Origin of the sequence: Sporosarcina sp. NCCP-2716 (genome assembly GCF_023707985.1) — a bacterium.
In the GTDB taxonomy this organism is placed as follows: Bacteria; Bacillota; Bacilli; order Bacillales_A; family Planococcaceae; genus Sporosarcina.
In genome coordinates, this window is record NZ_BRCF01000002.1 from 288,388 (window position 1) to 305,702 (window position 17,315).

The 17,315-nt window shown below is 50.1% G+C and carries 13 protein-coding genes and 1 pseudogene; 1 reads left to right on the forward strand and 13 read right to left on the reverse strand.

The genetic code is table 11. The features are described 5' to 3' along the window. The 3 genes and pseudogenes from NFU03_RS05245 to NFU03_RS05255 form a co-directional block, all read right to left on the reverse strand. The coding region (locus NFU03_RS05245; RefSeq protein ID WP_251636707.1) for a DNRLRE domain-containing protein at window positions 1-3,645 on the reverse strand (3,645 nt) is incomplete at its 3' end. 127 nt (window positions 3,646-3,772) lie between these two features. Further along, a complete protein-coding gene (locus NFU03_RS05250) occupies window positions 3,773-4,531 on the reverse strand; it encodes an ABC transporter permease (RefSeq protein WP_251636709.1) in 759 nt (252 codons plus the stop codon). After that, window positions 4,528-5,160, reverse strand: a pseudogene (locus NFU03_RS05255) (ABC transporter ATP-binding protein); the annotation flags it as partial. The gene NFU03_RS05250 and the pseudogene NFU03_RS05255, both read right to left, overlap by 4 nt. Before the next feature lie 261 nt (window positions 5,161-5,421). Here NFU03_RS05255 and NFU03_RS05260 point away from each other — a divergent pair. Then, window positions 5,422-6,753: a TrkH family potassium uptake protein gene (locus NFU03_RS05260; RefSeq protein ID WP_251636713.1), complete on the forward strand. Its 1,332-nt coding sequence runs from the start codon at window positions 5,422-5,424 to the stop codon at window positions 6,751-6,753. Between the two features lie 123 nt (window positions 6,754-6,876). Here the strand turns inward: NFU03_RS05260 and NFU03_RS05265 are convergent, their stop codons facing one another. From NFU03_RS05265 to NFU03_RS05310, 10 genes are all read right to left on the reverse strand, one after another. Continuing rightward, complete coding sequence (locus tag NFU03_RS05265; RefSeq protein WP_251636715.1) at window positions 6,877-7,581, reverse strand: CBS domain-containing protein; 705 nt, start codon at window positions 7,579-7,581, stop codon at window positions 6,877-6,879. A 149-nt stretch (window positions 7,582-7,730) separates the two neighbouring features. Continuing rightward, window positions 7,731-7,928: a hypothetical protein gene (locus NFU03_RS05270; protein ID WP_251636717.1), complete on the reverse strand. Its 198-nt coding sequence runs from the start codon at window positions 7,926-7,928 to the stop codon at window positions 7,731-7,733. Window positions 7,929-8,439: 511 nt separating this feature from the next. Continuing rightward, window positions 8,440-10,257 (reverse strand): oligopeptide ABC transporter substrate-binding protein, encoded by a 1,818-nt coding sequence (gene opp4A, locus NFU03_RS05275; protein WP_309296251.1) that lies wholly within the window; start codon window positions 10,255-10,257, stop codon window positions 8,440-8,442. A 20-nt stretch (window positions 10,258-10,277) separates the two neighbouring features. Beyond that, entirely contained in the window at window positions 10,278-11,183 is a 906-nt protein-coding gene (locus NFU03_RS05280) for an ABC transporter permease (protein WP_251636719.1), read from the reverse strand. Window positions 11,184-11,209: 26 nt separating this feature from the next. After that, entirely contained in the window at window positions 11,210-12,178 is a 969-nt protein-coding gene (gene opp4B / locus NFU03_RS05285; RefSeq protein WP_251636721.1) for an oligopeptide ABC transporter permease, read from the reverse strand. A gap of 3 nt (window positions 12,179-12,181) precedes the next feature. Then, complete coding sequence (locus tag NFU03_RS05290; protein WP_251636723.1) at window positions 12,182-13,120, reverse strand: ABC transporter ATP-binding protein; 939 nt, start codon at window positions 13,118-13,120, stop codon at window positions 12,182-12,184. Continuing rightward, complete coding sequence (locus NFU03_RS05295; RefSeq protein WP_251636725.1) at window positions 13,107-14,126, reverse strand: ABC transporter ATP-binding protein; 1,020 nt, start codon at window positions 14,124-14,126, stop codon at window positions 13,107-13,109. Before NFU03_RS05295 ends, NFU03_RS05290 begins: the two co-directional genes overlap by 14 nt. A 405-nt stretch (window positions 14,127-14,531) precedes the next feature. Then, entirely contained in the window at window positions 14,532-15,149 is a 618-nt protein-coding gene (pcp, locus tag NFU03_RS05300; protein ID WP_251636726.1) for a pyroglutamyl-peptidase I, read from the reverse strand. A 14-nt stretch (window positions 15,150-15,163) separates the two neighbouring features. Next, window positions 15,164-16,183 carry an ABC transporter ATP-binding protein gene (locus NFU03_RS05305; protein ID WP_251636728.1) on the reverse strand — a complete coding sequence of 340 codons (1,020 nt, stop codon included), beginning with the start codon at window positions 16,181-16,183 and terminating at the stop codon, window positions 15,164-15,166. Beyond that, window positions 16,180-17,304, reverse strand: a complete 1,125-nt coding sequence (locus NFU03_RS05310; protein WP_251636730.1) for a mandelate racemase/muconate lactonizing enzyme family protein — start codon at window positions 17,302-17,304, stop codon at window positions 16,180-16,182. The genes NFU03_RS05305 and NFU03_RS05310 overlap by 4 nt, the downstream gene beginning before the upstream one ends. Window positions 17,305-17,315 lie beyond the last annotated feature (11 nt).

Sequence of the window (17,315 nt, forward strand, 5' to 3'; positions counted from 1 at the left end):
CTGGTTCCCCTTGTCGTAGCTGAATGTCTTGTTGCCGGTCGTTGACGTAACGGTCTGAAGGAGACCGAGCACATCATAGCCGATCTTCTCTTCAAGCAATACGGAAGTCCCTTTGGTCACTTTCAGACTGTCCATTTGCTGGTTGGCGTCGTAAGTGTACGTTGTATGCACGCCATTGACATAACGGCGTTGCTGCGGCTCACCGGTTGGCAGGTAATCGTATGCCCCCATGATGCCGCCATTTCGGTACATCGATTTCAGCTGATCGCCAGCGTCAAAGGCGAAACGCTGTGTGAAGGACACCGTTTTGGACGTACCTTTGATATCCGTCAGTGTTTCTGTCGGTGAATAGCCATATTCAATCTTTTGGGCACCTGACGTAATGGATTTGAGCTTGTCTGTGGTATCGTACGTAAAGCTAGCAACTGCATTGGTTTCTCCATTTGTGATGGTCGACACGTTGCCATTGACATCATACGTATACATCCACTTCAAGTAGTTATTGATGCGGATCTTGGTCAATTGATCATTGGCGTTATACTCATTTTTCAAGACACTGCCACTTGGCATGGTTTCCGTTTCTATATTGCCAAGTGCATCATACGTGTAGATGCTTTTCCCGTGTAGCGGCTCCTCTCTTGAGACCAGCTGGTTTTGCGCGTTGTAGTCAAATACTGTCTGGAATTTACGAGGGTTCAGGATGGTCTTGAGGTTTCCGTTTTTGTCATACGTATAGAACGTTTGGTTGCCGTTTTCGTCGGTCATCGACTTCAGCTGTTCGAGCTCGTTATATTCGTAGGAAACTTTGTTTCCTTTCGGATCTGTCACTTCCGTGGTATTTCCATATTTATCATTGACAATGGAAGTCTTTCGACCGAGCGCGTCAGCAAACTTCGTCTGGTAATTCTGCATGGCATCGTATTCATATGTCTCCGGGACGCCCCCAGGCGGTGTCATACTTTTTAAATTGCCATACGGTTCGTAATAGGTATACGTGGTTGTTTCGCCAAGCGGATTCGTTTCAGCAATGACATCTCCATATTGGTTATACTGAAACGTCGTAGTTCCGTCCGTATCTGTCACAGTCAGTGGCTGACTGAAATTGTTGTACGTGTAGGTTGTGCTCGCTTTCAGCGCATCTGTAGTTTTAATCAGATTCCCTTTGCTGTCATATTCATTTATAGTTTCGCTTCTGTTTGGTGCAAATTCGTTGGTGACATTATAATTATTGTCATACACGAAGGAGGAGGTTGCACCAGAAGGATCCGTAATCGAATGGATGCTATATTGGTTTGTCAACGCGTATTTAGTTTCGGCTCCATTGGCGTTAAATTCACTTGCACTGAAATTGCGGGTATCATAGGTGTAGGTTGTGCTGGATGCCTTTGGTGCAATTGCCGGCTGAATAACCCTTCTCAAAAAACCGGCATCGTACTCATATTGTGTTAGCTGGCTCTTCGAATCCACAATGCCTGTTAATTCTTGGTTCGTATTATAATTGTAGGTGGTGGTTAAGCCTGTAATTCCATCCTCGAAAAGTGTGGAGGACTTCAATCGTCCATCCGGACTGTAAGTGAAAGCGAATTTTTTCACGCCCCCGAAGACGCCAGATTCGATTCGCCCACCCGCATAATTGAGTGTCAATGTCCGACCAGTTGCATCCGTGATTCCGGTCAAGCGCCCGTCTGCCGAGCGTGTATAGGTCACTTTGTTTTTATTCCGATCTTCTGCATAGTCGATTCTGTAAATACGCGATTGGACTTCAGGATCTTTGATCAGATCTCTGTAGACGACGCGATTGCCATTAAAATCCGTTAGGACAAATGCGTCTGCGTTCGCTTTTGTCAATGTCAAGTATGTTCCTGGAGGAGCCAGGTACGCACCTGTAACCGCATTGTACGTGAAATGATGAGTGGTTCCATCGCTGTCTTGATAAACAACGTCCCGATTAGGAAACTCAGAAACCGTTTCACTTCCCGTAAAGGACCACCCATAACCGACCGGAGAATCCTCGACCGCTTTCGAGTTATACGTCCGAGCAAACTCAAATCCCGAGTTGCCTCGTCCGGATATTGCAAAATCCGTAAAATCGAGAACCAAGTTGCCTGTCCCTAAGTTGACATAGCCTAGACCTTCCGAAAGATCGTGTTCGGTATAAGACCAGTAACTTTCCAGCCCGAGACGGCTAACCGGATAGTAGGTGATCGTCAGCTTCGGTGAGTACTGCAGCTTCCCGGAGTAGTCCCCTGAGTAGAACTTTTTATATGTGGCTGTCTTTTCATTTGTCGCTTTTAGCATGACGCCGAGATTGCTGGATGGGTTAGCCATCCAATTCTGTACGATCTCCGGTGAAATTGCCCATTTAAATAGCTGGGGCTCACTAGCAGTAGTATCCAGTGCACCGATGGTTTGTGATGAAAGCAGCGCCGGACTGATGTCTCCTCCTTTAGCTGTCCATAAAGCCGCCAGTGTCCTGCGCTGCCACGTCGCACGGTTTTCTTCCCATGGACTATTCACTTCATACAGACCGATGGAACTCGCCGTATCGTTCCAGACAGAGGATAATCGCATATTCAGCTGTGCGTTCATAATTTTGGAACCTGCCGGCAGTTGCCCTACATCGAACTTCAGTAAGGACCGGACCGTATTACCAGAAGTACTGTGCAGGCCTGCTCCGAGTTCCAAGTCCGCCCCGCCCGTTTGATCTGGCAACGCACTACGAATCGTTGTGTCATGGAGATCATTCTTTGGCTGGAACACTTTCACCGTCGGATCAATGATGACAGGGTAGGTCCGCTCTGCCGCAGTGATCCATTCCATATCGGGCTTCAACGTAATCTGAACGGTTGTCCCTGTTTGCGTAACTTCCATGTGGATTTGATCACTCACGGAACCTTCCGGCATTGGGTTGTCTAAACGGGATGCGAACCCTTCTGGTAGATAAGAATCCATCATGACAGGCTTTTCAATTGTAAACAGCTTTTCTCTTGTCGAGGAATCGACGAAAAAAAGTTCACCATCTTCAGTCTTTTCAAAGGTCAGTCCTGTAACGTCAAATTCAAACACGTATTCTAACGGGTCATTGCTCGTCGGCTTTTCATGAAGGATGATGTCTTCTTTAAGCGAACTATTCCCGATCGTATAGTTGATATCCGTCTTCGGGTAGATTTCGTTGTACTCTACTGTGTTATCTGTGACATGTGCAGCCACTTGCTTCGCGGGTTGTGCATTTTTTCGCAGCCCCCGAATAGAGATTTTTTTACCTTCCTTCTCAATAGCGACAAGTGGCTCGTTTGGCTGAGCTGTAGAAGAAGAAAAAGAAGCGTCGAATTGACTCTTTTTGTTATGATATCTACCGTTTTTTCCCTTAACAATCGTATTGTCGATCTTCTCCCATTTTTTCGTTTCCTTATTTTTCACATGGATCGGTTCAGGCGAAATTTCCAGTCGGTATGCGCCATCCTTTTGTTTGAACACTTGGGATGTAGCAGTACGTTCGTCCTGTAACTCCACTTCTTTTTGAACAGCTTTCACATTCTCTTTCTGTTGAACAGGTTCGTTCGCACTCGCTTCCGACGAGACAAACGGCAACACCTGGTTTCCTAACATGAAAACAACAACTAACGACGCAATAAACTTCTTCAATCCTGTTCCCCCTACTGATTTTATAAAAGAATAATAGCAGGGTGATTCGGATAATACAATCTATTTTTTCTAAAATGAGTAAAAAAATTCAACCTAAAAAAATTCAACTACATGACCGCGCTTCTTTTCAATCCGTCTCCACCTTCAACAGCTGCATCCGTTCATTGAAGAAACTCCGGTACGACAAGTAGCCGAGGATGACACTCGTCATCGCGGCCGTCGCCAGCAGCAGGAAGACGATGAGCAGCTGGAACTGCACCGCCTGGATCGGATCTGCGCCGGCGATGATCTGGCCGCTCATCATACCGGGCAGCTGGACGAGGCCGATCGTCTTCTGGCTTTCGATCGTCGGGATCATGCTCGCCTGGATCGCCTTCAGCAGCTGCCGGTTGATCGACTGTTTTGGGGTTCCGCCGAGCGAGAGGATCAGTTCCGTCTCATCCCGATGGCTTTCGACTTCGGACGTGAACCGGTTCAGGAACAGGATGGCCAATACCATCGAGTTGCCGATCAGCATGCCGCTGATCGAAATGATGTATTGCGCGGTGGCCGGCACGATATGCAGGCTGAGCAGCACGCCCTGCGTGATCAGTTCGATCGCCGCAAATGTCACGAACAGCTTCCACGTGATGCCTTTCACGGCTTTCCCTTTGCGCCGCGCATTCTGGACAGCCGCCCCGATCATTAACAGCACCATCAGGACGATGAACACCGCCTGCTCCGACTCGAAGACGAACTTCAGCACGAATCCAACCGCGATCAGCTGGACGGCCGAGCGTACGGTCGCAATGAGCGTGTCCTTCTCCAGCCCAAGATTTAGCGTCTTCGATAACAACAGCGGGATGAGCACGAATATCAGCGTCAGACTCAGTGTCAGCCAGCTCACGACAGCACCCCTTTCACGAACCGCTGAACTTCCTCGTCCTCCGACGCATGGATCTGTTCCTTCGTGCCGGCCGCGCGTATGACTCCGTCCGCCATCACCCAGAAATTCTCCCCGACACGGGCCGCCTGCGCCAAATTGTGTGTGATCCAGACGACTGTCACCGACTCGGCGCGGTTCAGGCCGACGATGAGTTCCTCGATTTCCTGCAGCGATTCCGGATCCAAGGACGCCGTGATTTCATCCAGCAGCAAGATCTTCGAATTGTTGACGAGTGTCCGGGCGATCGACACTTTCTGGCGCTGACCGCCTGAAAGCTCCCGTGCATCCTGCGTAAGCACAGCCGCCGGCAGCCCGACCCGTTCCACCAGTTCGGCCGCCTGCTGATCAGACAGTGTCTTCCCCTGCAATCGCAGCGGCAGTTCCAAGTTATCATACACGGTCCCTTTCACCATTGGCGAACTTTGCAGCACGATGCCGACGCGGCGCCGGAGGGTGATCGGCGAAAGATCCCCGATCAGCTTCCCTTCTATGTAGATCTCCCCTGCTGTCGGACTGATAAGCCCATTGCACAGCTTCAACAGCGTCGTCTTCCCCGCGCCGGACGGTCCGATCAGTGCAGTGATCTGACCGTCCGGTATACTGCCCGTCGCATCGGTGATAATCTGTTTTCCATTGACTCCATACTGAACCCCTTCCAGACGAAGGGAGTTCACAACCTGATTCTCTTCTATATTCATCTCCACTGAGCTCCCATCACGTCAACTTTTATGCACTTGTTCCAAGCTGCAAAAACAGGTCTGACAATAAACATATTGGCCTATTGTTTTTATACCTTTTCGATCAATAATCAAACAATACCATATTTCATCTGCAAAGGAGCCTGAACACCCATGAATCTTCCGTTTCTTCATAAGAAAAGACGGAGCACCCCGCCGCTTCTGATTGCCGGCAGTTTCCTTTTCACCATTGCCGTCGGTACTGTGCTGCTGAAACTGCCCGCTGCGACCACGGTTCCGATCACCTGGACGGATGCCATGTTCACCGCGGCCTCCGCCACAACCGTTACGGGACTCTCCGTGTTCGATATCGCCTCGACACTGACCCTGTTCGGCGAGCTCGTCCTGCTGGCGCTCATCCAAATCGGGGGTGTCGGCCTCATGGCGTTCGCCGTTGCTGTGCTGATCCTGCTCGGACGGAAAGTCGGCATGAAAAATCGGCTGTTCCTGCAGGAGTCCTTCAGCCAGCAGTCGATCGGCGGCACCGTCAAGTTCCTGCGCAGCATCTTTGCCTTCGTATTCATAACGGAGGGCATTGCGTTCGTCCTGCTTTCCATTGTATGGGTGCCGAAGTTCGGCTGGACACACGGTCTGTACTACAGTCTGTTCCACGTCGTATCGGCGTTCAACAATGCAGGGTTCTCGCTGTTCCCGGACAACCTGATCGGATTTGCAGGGGACTGGCCAGTGACACTCATCATTTCGTCACTGTTCATTATCGGCGGGCTCGGGTTCACGGTTGTGCTCGACCTGCTAACAGTCCGCCGGCCGAGAAGTTGGTCGCTCCATACGAAAATGATGGTTTACGGCACGCTTCTGATGAATGCAGCCACCATGGTCATCTGGTTCCTGCTGGAATTCCAGAACGCCAAGACGATCGGCGGCATGCCAGTTGGTGATCAGCTGCTGACGTCCTACTTCCAGGCGGTCACCCCTCGGACGGCAGGGTTCAACATGGTGCCGATCGGCGAGATGACGGACAGCTCGATGCTTCTGACGCTTGTCCTGATGTTTATCGGCGGGGGGAGCGCCTCGACAGCGTCCGGTATTAAACTGACGACATTCCTCGTCATCGTGCTGTCGACCATCGCCTATTTCCGCGGCACCAGCGAACCGCACCTGTTCAACCGGACCATCAAGACCGAGATCATCGTCCGGTCGCTCGCGATCGCGGCCATCAGCTCGATGGTCGTCTTCCTCGCCGTTTTCCTGCTGACGGTGACCGAGCCATTCGGCTTCATGCCGCTTATGATGGAAACCGTCTCCGCCTTCGGGACGGTCGGCTTATCCGTCGGTATTACGGGGGACTTGAGCCCGGCCGGCGAGTGGATCATCAGTCTCGTCATGTTTCTCGGTCGGATCGGTCCGCTGACGCTGTTCTTCCTGCTGATCCGCCAAAAGAAAGAAACGTTCCGTTACACGTATGACCGCGTGCATACCGGATAACGAAAAAAAGCTGCACACCCCTTGCTCATAGAGGGGTGTGCAGCTTTTTGCTTTGGACAGCTTTCTCGGAAGCAGCGGTACAGCTTGCTTAGGTCAATTCCATCTTGCATCGCAGGCCGGAGGTCACTGGATCTTCAGCAGATCGAACGGGGTAATGATACCGATCAGCGGTTCCTCGGGATTGGCGGTCTCCGTAATGAGCAGGGCTTCCAAGCGGGTCCCTTTCGAGATGGCACGTTTGAAGTAGTCTTCCGCTTCATACACGGATAGATCGCGTCTGACAAATTCAAACGATTCTTTCCTTTTTTCGTAATTGTAGACGTCAGATAATGTCGGTATTTCCCGGGGAATATCGCCTGACGTCGAATGGCCGGCGAGCCAGTAAGTGATGCCCGCTGCAGTGATCAGCCCGAGGAACTTGCCGTCTTCGTAGAATGGCACCTGGCTGAACTTGTTCTCGTGCATGAGGCTCAGGGCGGCCGTCAGCTTGTCGGATGCCTGCAGACTATGTACCTTGCAGCCGAACAGGGCGCCCACGTTCAGCGGATTGCTCAGTTTCTGCTCCAGCTCTTCAATCCGCTCCACGATATCGTCATGCGGCTCAGCAATGACATAATCGACCCCCGTCCGGTGATGGACGATGGCGTTCCGCAAATCGCCGAATTCCCGCAAGTCCTCTTCGTTGTTGCGGACAATGGAGTTCTTTACTTTCGCTTTGTCGAGCAACCGGTAGAACGGCAAGTAACTGCTCTCGCCCACTTTACGGACAAGCGTTTTTTCCAGCCGGTTGTACGCCGCAATGAAGCGTTCTGAGTTTTTGACAGTCATACGAATAGTCAGCTCCTTTGTGGAAGTATACCCTTCTTCGGATGCAAACAACAAAAAAGAAAGCATCTCTCTTGATACGATAACGTACCAAGAGAAATGCCATAGCAGTTCTTTAAAATTGAGTTATCCCAAATACCGCATTGTAAAATTTATCTTCTTCCGGGTTTAGGCTTCTCGCCACCACCTCCGGCGCCTCCCCCAATACCTTTTCCATTACCACTGCCATCACCGTAATGATCCTGATAGGGAGGTGTGTATGCAATTGCGCTAGGTATATTCATACCTATGATTGCCAAAGCCAATGCCAAAGGAAGAGATAATTTTAAAAGGCTTTTAAAGTTACGCATATAATTAGCTCACCACCTTTCCAAATTTAATTGTATAATTTATTCCATTTATTGTCAATATAATGTTTAGTTTAATATGTTTTAATACTCCAGTAAAAAGGAAAATTGTTTTGGAGAGAAGCTTTGATATGATTCGTAGCTTATGAAAAGTCAACAGGATCTTGCTCGTCTAGCAACAATCAATAATTAATATAACAATACGTAAATTAATTCATCTTTCCTATGTTGAAGTGTTTAATCCTGAGATAATACTCGTACATACCAAGTGTATTTATACACTTTCTTAGGTTTTTTCCCGTACACTTCCTATCTAAAGTAAGTTTATGATTATTTAAAATTATTTAAAATATAAATTTTCCATCACCAGATATTACAGGAATTTTTGAAAAAGACTACAGATCAATCCAAACTTCCGGATCTTTCTGTAGTCTAATTCAATTATTAAATAGCTTACTACCCTTTAAAGTTATCTTTCTTTTTTAAACTCATCTCAATACAGACTTATTATTGGTTACTCGCTTACACCCATTTCATACAAACGCAAATCAGAACCCGGGTCTTTTGTATAGTTTACTACACGCTTGTTCGCACTTGTAAGCTCATAGCGGTATAGTGTCGGTGCAACCGGAACTTCGTCAAACATCAGTTCCTGCCATTCATTATAGATTTTTTTACGGTAGTCCAAGTCGAATGCTTTCTCAGAAGTACCTTGTTTCAACAGCTCATCATTCTTTTCACTAGTCCAGCGAGTGTAGTTGAATGAAGCGGTACGGCCGTAAAGACCGGATGGATCTGGGTCAGACCCAGTACCCCAAGCACCTTGGTAGATATCGATCTTCGGATCGTCGTTTTCAACCATGTCATAGAATGCGTTGAAGTCGTGCAGACGGCCGTCAACAAGTTCTACTTTCAAGCCGATATCTGCCCAGTTCTGCATGTAGGCTTTCGCGATTGGCTCAGCTGTTTCTCCGCCAGACATAGAAGCGAAGTTGATGACCAACTTTTCACCTTTCTGATCTTCACGGAATCCATCACCATCCGTGTCTTTGAAGCCCGCATCGTCAAGAAGCTGCTTCGCTTTTTCAGGGTCGTACGGACGTCCTTCGATGCTTTTATCATGGAAAGTATCGAATACAGGGATGATCAGAGAGGTTCCCGGGAAACGAAGACCGTGATACAATTTCTCTCCGATTGTTGCGTTATCCATTGCATACCACATTGCCTGACGCAATTCTTTGCTAGCCATTTTTGCATTTGGATCAGTTACGTTCTCTTTTTTCTTCGCATCCCACTTACCTTGTTTGAATCCAATGTACGTGTATGCATAGTCAACGTTCGCCAACAACTCAACATTGTCTACGTTTTTTACAGTGTCATACTGGTCAGTTGGAATTGTTGCCAGGTCAATCTCACCATTTTTAACAGCCTCGACGATTGTCGCTGGGCTCACTACTTTTTGTACCATTGACTTCAGAGCCGGCTTGCCTCTCCAGTAGTCGTCGTTACGAGCGTAAAGGACGGACTCGCCTGGTACGATCTTTTCGATTTTGTAAGGTCCGAAACCAATTGGATTAACACGGATCTTGTCTGAAGACTCAAGGTCTTTGATTGTTGTTTCACCAGTCATTACATCACCTACGTAGTGACGCGGAGTCGCATATGACCAGAATCCGGAAAGAATTGATGGTGATGCTTCAGTGAAATGGAATTCCATGTTCTTGTCGTCGATGATTTTAATTCCCGAAATTTCTTTTGTTTTACCTTCGTGGTAAGCGGGCATTCCTTCAACGTTCTCAATATTGAAGTCGTAGCGGTTGCCTGCATAGTCCGGGTGTCCAAGCAATTCATACGAGTAAAGAAGGTCAGTAGTCTTAACCGGCTCACCGTCGTGCCAGTTAACATTATCTTTAATTGTCAATTTTAGCACTTTGTTGTCTTCCGAAAGCTCGTATGTTGCAGCTCCGTTGTTTGTGATCAAATAGTCGCCGTCTGTGTCCAGTAATCCTTCATCAAAGTACTGGAGAATTTCAGCGTCATACTGCCCAGAGTAGAAGTTGCGGTTCAAAGTTCCTTCAAATGGTTCACTTGCCACCATAGCAATTGTCATTTCCCCGTCTTCCATCGGTTCTTTGTCATTCGATGTTTCCAATGGGAAATCAAGTTCCGCAGCATTTTCGTCGCCGCCCTTACCTGTTTCAGAGCCACCGTCCTTGCCGCCGTCTTTACCATTGTCTTTTCCACCCGCGCCATCTTTTCCGTTACATGCTGCAAGGAAAATGCTGAGGACGAGCATGAGACTTGCCAGAAGCATGAATCTTTTCTTTGTCAATTGTCTTACCTCCCCTTTTTTTAGGCCAATCTTTGTCTTGCATCCGACGCGCGTTTGACCGCTTGCCCGATGTAATTTATACACAGCATCATTACTAAGATCAGCAATGCTGCAGGTAACCATACCCATGATTTGTTTTGCACGATATCAGGATTCGTTGCAAATGCAATCAGTGTCCCGAGGGACGGTGTACTTGCTGGAAGACCGAAGCCCAAGAAGGTTAACCCGGTTTCCAAGCCAATGTTCCCCGCCAAGCTTAGTGTCATGTTAACGATGACGAGTGAACTTAAATTCGGGAACATTTCAAAAAACATGATTTTCCAGTTCGGGGTGCCGAGTGTCTTCGATGCATTGATATAATCGAGTTCTCGTTCCGCCAGTCCTTTTGACCGGATAAGCCGGGCTTTTCCAAACCAGGCAAATGCACTCATAATAAGCACAAACGAAAAAATCGAGTAGTTCGGCACGATGACAACGAATACGATGATGAACATCAAGTTCGGCAACACCATAAGGAAATCTATAATTCGCATGATCACATTATCGACCCATCCACCGAAGAAACCAGAAATCAGTCCTACGGTAAGTCCAAACAGGCCAGCGATCAGCGTGACGCTAAGTCCAATGGTAAATGAGTTGCGTGTACCGATCAGAAGCTGTCCAAATACGTCCCTTCCGCCATCATCGGTTCCGAGTAAGTGTTCCGATGATGGAGCTTCCCAAGTTTCGAGAAAGTTGACCCGCTGCAGTTGTTCTTGGTCGATAAACAACGGTGAGCTGTAAGCGGTTATCAGAAGAGCAAGCAGTAAAACCAAGGAAATGAGCGCCATTTTGTCATGTTTTATCTCTCGCCAGATCGTCTTTGCAAACGATGGATTGTTCACTTTCTCATCGGCAATCAGTTTTTTATCATCAATTGTTACCATCTATGATTCCTCCTCATTCGCTTTTCCTATTCAATCCGGATGCGCGGGTCTATAATGCTTAGAATTATATCTGAGAGCATTGTACCCACAATTACAGCTGCGCCAGAAATCATGACGATGGCTGTTGTGACGGTGAAGTCACGTCCTGTAATCGATTGAATGAAAAGCTGGCCGAGGCCCGGGTAACTGAAGATCATTTCCAAGAAGATCGATCCGGCAATCAGCCCGGTGATCTCATAGCCGAGGAATGCAGCGATCGGCAGCAGCGAGTTGCGTAAAATGTGGCGTGTGTACACTTTGCCTTCCGGCACACCTTTGGCCCGTGCTGTCTTAACAAAGTCCTTCAATTTCGTATCGATAATATCATTCCGCAAATACTGGATCGTACCGAATGTTGCTAGGATTGCTCCTGACATACCCGGCAGTACCAGGTGCTTAAATTTGCTGACATAGTACTCCCATGATCCGGCATCCAACCGGACGTCCACACTATTCCCGGTCGGGAACCATCCCAGCACAAATCCGAAGAAATACAGCATGAGTAGTGCGAAGACGAACAGCGGTGTCGCAAACGAAAAGTAGTTATACAGGACAATCAGCTTATCAGCCCACGTATCCGTCCACCTGCCCGCTATAATTCCGAGCGGGATGGCGATAATGTACGAGACAATTAGGATGAACAGTCCTAAAGTGACAGTCGTGGTAACACGGCCGGCAAGAAGAGATGTTACCGGCTGCTTGTGCGTATACGAGCTTCCAAGATCACCTTTCACTGCCTTGCCGATCCAATGACCATACTGCACATACCAGGGATCGTTCAGTCCATATTCCTCCCGTATTTTCTCCATTTGTTCGTCTGAGACGTTCGGGTTGCCCATGAAGGCACCAGTGACGGCGTCCCCCGGCATCTGTTTCGCGAGGACGAAGATGATCAAGCTTAGCAGGAACAACTGCGGAATCATGATGAGTACCCGGCGAATGATGAATTTGACCATCGGTTACATGCCCCCTTGCTGGATCGCAACGGAATGTGTCGGGGAGATTGGCTTCAAGTCAAACATCCGGCCATCCTTGTCAAAATAGCTATCGTATTCGGTACGGTATGCTGCATTGATCTCTTTGCGCATTTCCATTTTTTCGAATTTTTTTGCTGGATCCATTTCAGGGATCGCTGAGATGAGACGCTTTGTGTATAGATGCTGCGGATCCATGTAGACATCTTCCGCTGTTCCTTCTTCGACGAAACGGCCTTTGTACATGATACCGATCCGGTCGCAGATGTGTTTGATGACCCCCAAATCGTGGGAGATGAATAAGTAGGTGAGACCGAAGTCTTTTTGGATCTCCTGCATGAAGTTGAGCACTTGCGCCTGGACGGATACGTCGAGGGCGGAGACCGGCTCATCCGCAATGATCAGTTTCGGGTTGAGCATGAGCGCCCGGGCGATGCCGATCCGCTGACGCTGTCCGCCGGAGAACTGGTGCGGGTACTTATAGATCGATTCCGGGTTCAGACCGACACGCTCGATCATGTTCTGCACGCGGCTCAGCTCTTCTTTCGGTGACAGCCGTTCGAAGTTGCGGAGCGGTTCGGCGATGATGTTGAGAACGTTCTTCCGGCCGTTCAGCGAGGAGTACGGATCCTGGAAGATCATCTGGATGTCGCGCATATGCTTCTTGCGCTCATGGGCGTTCATCGTGGCGAGGTTCTCTCCATTGAAGAGCACTTCACCACCGGTCACTTTGTTGAGACCGATGATCGCACGTCCTGTCGTCGTCTTGCCGCAGCCCGATTCGCCGACGAGTCCGTATGTTTCCCCGGGTTCGAGTTCGAAACTGACGCCGTCGACTGCCCGGACTTGGTCGACGACCGACCGGAAGAATCCTCCGCGGATCGGGAAATGGACTTTCAAGTCTTTTACGTTAAGTAGTGACATAATGTTCATCCTCCACTCGTTCTTCCGGGAAGTGGAAGTCTTTGTAGCACGTACAGCGTACATAATGACCAGGTTCCACTTCATGGAGTTTCGGATTCTTTTCATGCGCCTCTGCAGAAATCCATGGAATCCGCGGGGCGAACCGGCATCCTTCCCTGTCCAGGTTCTGGATGGACGGGACGATCCCTTCGATGACATGCAGCTTTTCCTTGTCTGACATGTTGGACGGGATCGAGTTCAGCAGTGACCGGGTGTATGGATGGAGCGGATTGTCGAACAGCGACTGGACGTCTGCGATTTCGACGAATTCGCCTGCATACATGACGGCGACACGGTCCGCCATCTCCGCGACGACACCGAGGTCGTGGGTGATGAGGATGATGCCCGAGTCCGTGATGCGCTGCAGTTCTTTCATAAGGTCCATGATCTGTGCCTGGATCGTCACGTCGAGAGCGGTAGTAGGCTCATCGGCGATCAGCATGACCGGGTTGCACGCAAGCGCGATTGCTATGACGACACGCTGGCGCATACCGCCCGACAGTTCATGGGGGTATTGTTTGTAGATCCGGTTGACGTCTTTGATGCCGACTTGTTCGAGCAGCTCCATGACGCGTATTCTCTTCGCAGCCTTCGACAGCTTCATGTGGTAGTCCATCGGCTCTTCGATCTGGCGGCCGATCGTTGCAAGCGGATTCAGAGCTGTCATCGGATCTTGGAAGATCATGCCCAGGTCCTTACCGCGTATTTTGTTCAGTTTGTCGACTGGCAGACCGATCAGATTCTGCCCTTTCAAGTTCGCTTGACCTTCCAGTTTTGTCGTCTTCGCATTATGAAGACCCATGATGGAGAGTGCCAGTGCACTTTTTCCACATCCTGATTCACCGACAATCGCTACGACTTCATTTTTATGGACAGTCAGTGACACTCCATCCACAGCTGCGTAATAGTTCCCTTTGATGTTGAATGATGTTCGCAGGTTCTCAATTTCCAAAACTGACTCAGCCAACGCGGTTCCTCCTTGCCTTCCGTGATACGTAAAATCAGTGCAGCTTCATACTCAATTTTCAGATTTCATAATCTTTTTTCAACTATACTACACAATAAAACCAATGGCAATACTATTTTTCCAGAATATCAAATACATAGACTATTTCAAACATGACAAAACCGTGACAAATCCTGTAACAAAGGGGATTGTCCGCTTCTTGAGGTCCCCAAAAATTTTTATGTATATTCCGGAAGCCCATTCCTTCTGACTTCAAGCTAACTTCCATACAAATCAGGCAAAACGGACTTCCATTGTTTTTCTCTCAGCTTTTCAAAAGAATGCCTCGTCAGGTTTTGATTCCCTTCAAGACGCTGTATTGTTTTCCCGACATTTCGCGACACGAATATACACAACACAATAACATTAAACGTGTTGTGCCTCTGACAAGACTGCTATACAGACTGTCACACCTTTCACCAGCTCATCAAGCGGCCATCCGGGGATTTTCCCATGCCGGACAGCTAGATCGAAGGAAGCCGGCATATGAAGGAACCCCGACGGCATATCGGGTTTGTGGCCGGCCGCCCAATGGAGGCCGGCATACATGACATTGTTGCAAAGATACAGGCCGGCGGTGTTCGAGATGTCCGCCGGCAAGTTCTCTTGTTTCAGCCGTTCGACCATCTGCCGGATCGGCAGCGTGGAGAAATAGGCAGGCTGGCCCTCCAATTCGATCGGTTCGTCGACCGGACGGTTGCCTGCGTTATCAGGCGCTCCGTCCTTGACGTTCAGCGCCACCCGTTCCGGCGTCATCTTGGATCGTCCGCCCGCAAAGCCGAGGGAGAGGACGGCATCGGGTGTCTCCTGCTCGATATGTGCAAGTAAGACTTCTGCGGATCTGCTGAAATCGACAGGCAGGATCTTACCGCATATCGTATACTCCCCGATCGTTTTGCCGTCCAGCTGTTCGACGACTTGCATCGTCGGGTTGACCGGATAGTCGAGGAACGGCTCAAACCCTGTCAGCAGTAATTTCTTCATCTGCACCCTCTCTTTCATCGGACAGCGGCAGGTTCTGCTCTCACGCCTGCCTCCTGCATAATCTCTTCGTCATGAAGATGACACGCGACGAAATGGCCTTCGTCTTTCTCCAGCCACCTCGGTGTACGTTCAGCGCAGACACCCATCGCGTATGGACAGCGGGTCCTGAAGACGCAGCCTGACGGCGGGTCGATCGGGCTCGGCAGCTCCCCTTCCAGCAGGATCCGCTCCCTCGCTTCCTCAATGTCCGGATCGGGGATCGGGATGGCCGATAACAGCGCCTCTGTATAAGGATGAAGAGGCTTTTTGTACAGCTGATCGCTCGTCGTCAGTTCGACCAGGTGGCCGAGATACATGACGCCGATCCGGTCGGAAATGTACTTGACCATCGACAGATCATGGGCGATGAACAGGTACGTCAGACCTTTTTCACGCTGGAGGCGCTGGAACAGCTTCACGACTTGGGCCTGGACGGATACATCGAGTGCGGAAATCGGCTCGTCCGCGATGATGAAGTCAGGGTCAAGTGCCAAGGCCCGGGCGATTCCGATCCGCTGGCGCTGTCCGCCTGAGAATTCGTGCGGATATCGGTTGGCATGGTCCCGGTTCAGACCGACGTCTTCGAGCAGCTCATTCACCCGGTTGCGCAAGTCCTTCTTATTTTTATACATCCCATGGATCTCCATCGGTTCGGCGATGATTTCGTATACGGTCGACCGGGGATTGAGGGAAGCGTATGGATCCTGGAACACCATCTGCATTTTTTTCAGGAATGTCTTGCGCTCCTTATCGGTCATCTGATGGATGTCCTGTCCTTCGAACAGCACTTCGCCGTCTGTATTATTGTACAGTCCGAGGATTGTCCGGCCGGCTGTGGATTTGCCGCAACCCGACTCCCCCACCAGACCGAACGTCTCCCCTTGGTAGACGTCGAAACTCAGGCCGTCGACCGCTTTCAGTGTCTTCCCTTTGCCGACGTCAAAATGCCGCTTCAGATTTCTGACGGATAACAGGACAGGCTTGGATTGTGTCATCGGAGTTCCTCCTCGTTGGTTGCATGTCTGAGTTGTGTTTGCCAGGAAGGTTCGATCTGTACGCCGAGTCCCGGCTGTTCGGACAGCCGTACGGTCTGTCCCGAGTAGAGGACGCCGCCAAGGATCGGGTCGCCGCTTAACATGAGCGGTGCGTCGAAATCGACACGTGTCACGTTCTTCTGGCTTGCGGCGAAATGGGCGGCTGCGGTTATGCCGAGTTTCGTTTCGATCATACTGCCGGTCATGCACTCGACGCCATAGCTTTCCGCGAGCGCGTTGATCTTGAGCGCTTCGTGGATGCCGCCGCATTTCATGAGTTTGATGTTGATGAGATCGGCAGCGCCTATCTGCAGGACGCGGAGCGCATCCCTCGGAGAGAAGACGCTTTCGTCCGCCATGATCGGCGTCAGTGTGTGCTGTGTGACATAGGCGAGGCCGTCCAGGTCCTCCGCATGGACAGGCTGTTCCACGAGCTCGATCGCAAGGCCTGCGTCTTCCATCGCGGCGATTGCTCGGACCGCTTCCTTCGGCTTCCACCCTTGGTTGGCGTCCAGCCGGATCTTGACTGACGGCCCTACTGCGCGGCGGATCGCTTCGACCCGTTCGATATCGAGCGCCGGCGAGCCGGTGCCCACCTTTACTTTCAGCGTCGAGAAACCTTCCTCTTGATAACGTGCGGCGTCTTCCGCCATTTCCCGAGGCTCATTGACGCTGACAGTGAAATTCGAATCCAGCTCCTGCCTGCTGCCGCCAAGCAGCTGGTAGAGCGGCAGGCCTGCAAGTTTTCCAAGCAGATCATGCACAGCCATGTCGACAGCCGCTTTTGCACTCGTGTTGCGGATGATCGCTGTCTGGATGCGGCTGAACACATCGGCCCGGTTCCGGATGTCGGCACCGATCAATTTAGGGGTGATCACCTCATTGACGGCATAGACGATGCTCGCCATCGAATCCCCGGTGATCACGTGGGTCGGCGGTGCTTCCCCCCAGCCCGTTTCGCCGGCTTCTGTCGTGATCTTCACGTAGACGGAATGGGCGGTATGGACTGTGCGCAAGGCGGTCTTGAACGGCTTCGTCAGCGGAACGGCAATACAGCTGCAGTCGATGGAACGGATTTTCATAGTATGTACTT

Coding starts and splice junctions, on each gene's coding strand:
- NFU03_RS05260 (WP_251636713.1), top strand. CDS start 5,422: ATGAATCTTCCGTTTCTTCATAAGAAAAGACGGAGCACCCCGCCGCTT.
- NFU03_RS05265 (WP_251636715.1), bottom strand. CDS start 7,581: ATGACTGTCAAAAACTCAGAACGCTTCATTGCGGCGTACAACCGGCTG.
- NFU03_RS05270 (WP_251636717.1), bottom strand. CDS start 7,928: ATGCGTAACTTTAAAAGCCTTTTAAAATTATCTCTTCCTTTGGCATTG.
- NFU03_RS05280 (WP_251636719.1), bottom strand. CDS start 11,183: ATGGTAACAATTGATGATAAAAAACTGATTGCCGATGAGAAAGTGAAC.
- opp4B (WP_251636721.1), bottom strand. CDS start 12,178: ATGGTCAAATTCATCATTCGCCGGGTACTCATCATGATTCCGCAGTTG.
- NFU03_RS05290 (WP_251636723.1), bottom strand. CDS start 13,120: ATGTCACTACTTAACGTAAAAGACTTGAAAGTCCATTTCCCGATCCGC.
- pcp (WP_251636726.1), bottom strand. CDS start 15,149: ATGAAGAAATTACTGCTGACAGGGTTTGAGCCGTTCCTCGACTATCCG.
- NFU03_RS05305 (WP_251636728.1), bottom strand. CDS start 16,183: ATGACACAATCCAAGCCTGTCCTGTTATCCGTCAGAAATCTGAAGCGG.
- NFU03_RS05310 (WP_251636730.1), bottom strand. CDS start 17,304: ATGAAAATCCGTTCCATCGACTGCAGCTGTATTGCCGTTCCGCTGACG.